This window comes from Variovorax sp. P1_H12_2 (assembly GCF_056405335.1).
In genome coordinates, this window is record NZ_JBFUCI010000518.1 from 1 (window position 1) to 3906 (window position 3906).

The window sequence follows — 3906 nt, forward strand, 5'->3', positions numbered from 1 at the left end:
CATCAATGCCCCGATGCGCCCGAAGCCCCGAGTCCGGTTTCCGAGCGCACCTGCTGCGCCGGGAAGGCGGCCCGCTCCTGCTGCGCCTGCCGGCTGCGGTCGGTGATCGAGAAGAACCAGATGCCGACGAAGGCCAGCGTCATCGAGAACAGCGCCGGCGAGGCATAGGGGAACCAGGCCGAACCCACCGGATGGCCCAGCGTGGCCTCCCACACCGACGGCGAGACGATGGTCAGCGCCACCGAGGACACCAGCCCCAGCGAGCCGCCGACGACCGCGCCGCGCGTGGTGCAATCCTTCCAGAGCACCGACATGAACAGCACCGGGAAGTTGGCCGAGGCCGCCACCGCGAAGGCCAGCGACACCATGAAGGCGATGTTCTGCTTCTCGAAGGCGATGCCCAGCAGCACCGCGACGATGCCCAGCGCCACCGTGGTGATGCGCGACACCTTGAGCTCCGCCCGGCTGTCGGCCTTGCCCTTCTTGATCAGCGTCGCATAGACATCGTGCGACACCGCCGAGGCGCCCGACAGCGTCAGGCCCGCCACCACCGCCAGGATGGTGGCGAAGGCCACCGCCGAGATGAAGCCGAAGAAAACATTGCCGCCGACCGACTTGGCCACCAGCACCGCCGCCATGTTGGCTGCCCCGCCGCCGCCCTTGATGGTGCCGGTCGCGACGTCGGCGAACTCGGGGTTGGTCAGCACCAGTGTGATGGCGCCGAAGCCGATGATGAAGATCAGCAGGTAGAAGTAGCCGATCCAGGTGGTGGCCCAGAACACCGACTTGCGCGCCTGCTTGGCATCGGGCACCGTGAAGAAGCGCATCAGGATGTGCGGCAGTCCGGCGGTGCCGAACATCAGCGCGATGCCGAAGGAGATGGCCGAGATCGGGTCCTTCACGAAGCCGCCCGGGCCCATGATGCCGAGCCCTATCGCCGCGGCCTCCGCCGGGCTCTTGCCGCCATTGGCCGCGATCTTCGTGCGCACCTCGACCGATTTGGCGAACAGCGCCTCGGGGCTGAAATTGAAGGCCGCCAGCACCATCAGCGCCATGAAGCTCACGCCGGCCAGCAGCAGCACCGCCTTGATGATCTGCACCCAGGTGGTGGCGGTCATGCCGCCGAACAGCACGTAGACCATCATCAGCGCGCCCACGATCACCACCGCCACCCAGTAGTCGAGCCCGAACAGCAGCTTGATCAGCTGGCCGGCGCCCACCATCTGGGCGATCAGGTAGAAGGCCACCACCACCAGCGTGCCCGAGGCCGCGAAGGCGCGGATCGGTCCGGGCCGGAAGCGGTAGCCGGCGACATCGGCGAAGGTGAACTTGCCCAGGTTGCGCAGCCGCTCGGCCATCAGGAAGGTGATGACCGGCCAGCCGACCAGGAAGCCGATGGAGTAGATCAGCCCGTCGTAGCCGGTGGCCATCACCGCCGCCGAGATGCCGAGGAAGGAAGCCGCCGACATGTAGTCGCCGGYGATCGCCAGGCCGTTCTGGAAGCCGGTGATGCCGCCGCCGGCGGTGTAGAAGTCGGCCGCCGACTTGGTCTTGGAGGCGGCCCACTTGGTGATCCACAGTGTCAGCAGCACGAAGCCCGAGAACATCGCGATCGCGATCCAGTTGGTCGGCTGCTTGGCGGCCTGGCCGAGATCGGCACCGGCCGCCGAGGCCAGGGTGCAGGCGCCGCCCAGCAGCGCGGCAACGGTGAGGTGGCGGGCTTTCATCGCGTGGCCTCGCGAATGATCTCGGCCGTGAGGCGATCGAACTCGCCGTTGGCGCGGCGAATGTAGAAGGCCGTGATCAGGATCGTGAAGACGATCACGCCGAGCCCGATCGGAATCCCGATGGTGGTCACGCCGCCGCCGATCGGCTGCGCGAGGAAGGGCTTGTTGAACGCGATCAGCGCGATGTAGCCGTAATACACCACCATCATCAGCGCCGTGAGCCACCAGCCGAAGCGGTTTCGCTTGCGTCGCAGCTCGAGGTACTTGGGGTTCGACTGGATCTTCTCCACCACGGGGTCGCTCATGATTGGTCTCCTGGACATCGGTCGGGATGATTCTGGGATGAGGCCTGCGCGTGCGGGGCGCGATGCAATCATTCGTCACATTGCGATGCAATGCGAGGCGAATGCCGCTGGTTCACTCCCTTCACTCCCAGCTGACATTCGCCGCGAACAGGTAGCCCGCGCCGTACACGGTCTTGATGATCGCCGGATCGTGCGGATCCCGCTCGATCTTTCTGCGCAGGCGCGAAATTCGCACGTCGATGCTGCGGTCGGTCGGCAGCAGGTCGCGCGCGCCCATGAGCTGCTCGCGCGTGAGGATCTGGTGCGGGCGCTCGACGAAGCAGCGCAGGACCTGGGTCTCGGCCGTGCCCAGCAGGTGCTCGGTGCCGTCGGGCGCGCGCAGCACGTTGGCCGCGCAGTCGATGCGCCAGCCCAGGAAGGAGGCGTAGCGCCGCTGGCCGGTGGCCTGCCCCGGCGCCAGGCTGCGGCGTCGCAGGATGCTGCGCACCCGCGCCACCAGCTCGCGCGCCTCGAAGGGCTTGGTGACATAGTCGTCGCCGCCGAGTTCCAGCCCCATCACGCGGTCGGCCGGATGGCCGCGGCCCGTGAGGATCAGCACGCCCGCATTCGATGCCGCGGTGATGCGCCGCATGAGGTCGATGCCGTCCATGTCGGGCAGGCCGAGGTCGACGATGCAGAGGTCGGGCTTCTCGACCTGCAGCCGCCGAAGCACGCTCGCGCCGTTCGAGAAGCCCTCGCAGTTGAAACCGAACTCGCCGAGCGTGGAGAGCACCAGCCGGGCCACGGCCGGGTCGTCCTCGACCACGAAGACCAGCGACGGCGGTGTCGCCTCGTCGGTGGCCGAACGGTGGGTCAGGCCTGCGCTTCGGTACTCGGTCATCTCACGCCCTCCTGGATCGCCTGCGCCAGCTGTGCCGTGCTGAAGGGCTTGGTCAGCATCGGGAAATCCGTCTGCAGCGACAGGTCGCCCGGCGCATAGCCGCTCATCAGCACCACGGCGCGCGCCCGGCCGCCCTCGCGCGCCGCGCGCGCCACCGCGCGGCCGTCGATGCCGCCCGCCATCACGACGTCGGACAGCAGCAGCGCGATGTCCGGCGTGTGTTCGAGCAGGCTCAGCGCGGCGGCGCCGTCGTCGGCTTCCAGCACCGAATAGCCCAGTTCCAGCAGGCTGCGCCGGATCACGCGTCGCACCTGCGCGTCGTCATCCACCAGCAGCGCCAACCCCATCGACGCGGCCGGGCGCCCGGCGGCTTCGCCGTCGGCGTCGGCCGCGCCGTCGGCCGGCGAGGGTTCGGCGGCCGGCAGCCACACCGAGACCGTGGTGCCGCGCCCGGGCGCACTCTGCACATCGATGGCGCCGCCCGACTGCTTGATGAAGCCGTAGACCACCGCCATGCCGAGCCCGGTGCCGCGGCCCGGATGCTTGGTGGTGAAGAAGGGGTCGAACAGGTGCGCCAAGGTGTCGGCATCCATGCCGGCGCCGTCGTCCTCGACCTCGATGCACACGCAGTCGCCCGCGGACAGCTGCAGCGGAGTGGCCTCCGCGGCGTCGAGATGGGCGCGGCGCGCACGCAGCGTGATGCGGCCTTCGGGACCGGTGGCGTCGCGGGCATTGAGCACCAGGTTCAACAGCGCCTGCTCGAGCAGCGTGGCATCGATCCAGGTCCACAGCGGCACCTCGCCGACGTCGATGTCGAGGCGCAGGGTTTCCGGCAGCGAGCGCCGCACCAATCGGGCGACGGTGTCGACCAGCGCGCCCACGTGCACCGCCGCCGCCTGCAGCGGCTGGCGCCGCGCGAAGCTCAGCAGGCCCCGCACCAGGTCGGCGCCGCGGCGCGCGGCGTCGAGCGCCGGCTGCACGTACTCGCCAAGCG

At 69.1% G+C, this 3906-nt stretch carries 4 protein-coding genes; all 4 read right to left on the reverse strand.

Translation table 11 applies throughout. The features are described 5' to 3' along the window. Window positions 1–2 precede the first annotated feature (2 nt). Complete coding sequence (locus AC1D2K_RS31455; protein WP_478093949.1) at window positions 3–1727, reverse strand: cation acetate symporter; 1725 nt, start codon at window positions 1725–1727, stop codon at window positions 3–5. Beyond that, a complete protein-coding gene (locus AC1D2K_RS31460) occupies window positions 1724–2032 on the reverse strand; it encodes a DUF485 domain-containing protein (RefSeq protein ID WP_442284308.1) in 309 nt (102 codons plus the stop codon). Before AC1D2K_RS31460 ends, AC1D2K_RS31455 begins: the two co-directional genes overlap by 4 nt. Before the next feature lie 121 nt (window positions 2033–2153). Then, on the reverse strand, window positions 2154–2912 hold the full coding sequence (locus AC1D2K_RS31465) for a response regulator transcription factor (protein WP_478093952.1): 759 nt from the start codon (window positions 2910–2912) through the stop codon (window positions 2154–2156). Beyond that, window positions 2909–3906: ATP-binding protein (locus AC1D2K_RS31470; protein ID WP_478093954.1), on the reverse strand; the 998-nt coding region annotated here is incomplete at its 5' end. The genes AC1D2K_RS31470 and AC1D2K_RS31465, both read right to left, overlap by 4 nt.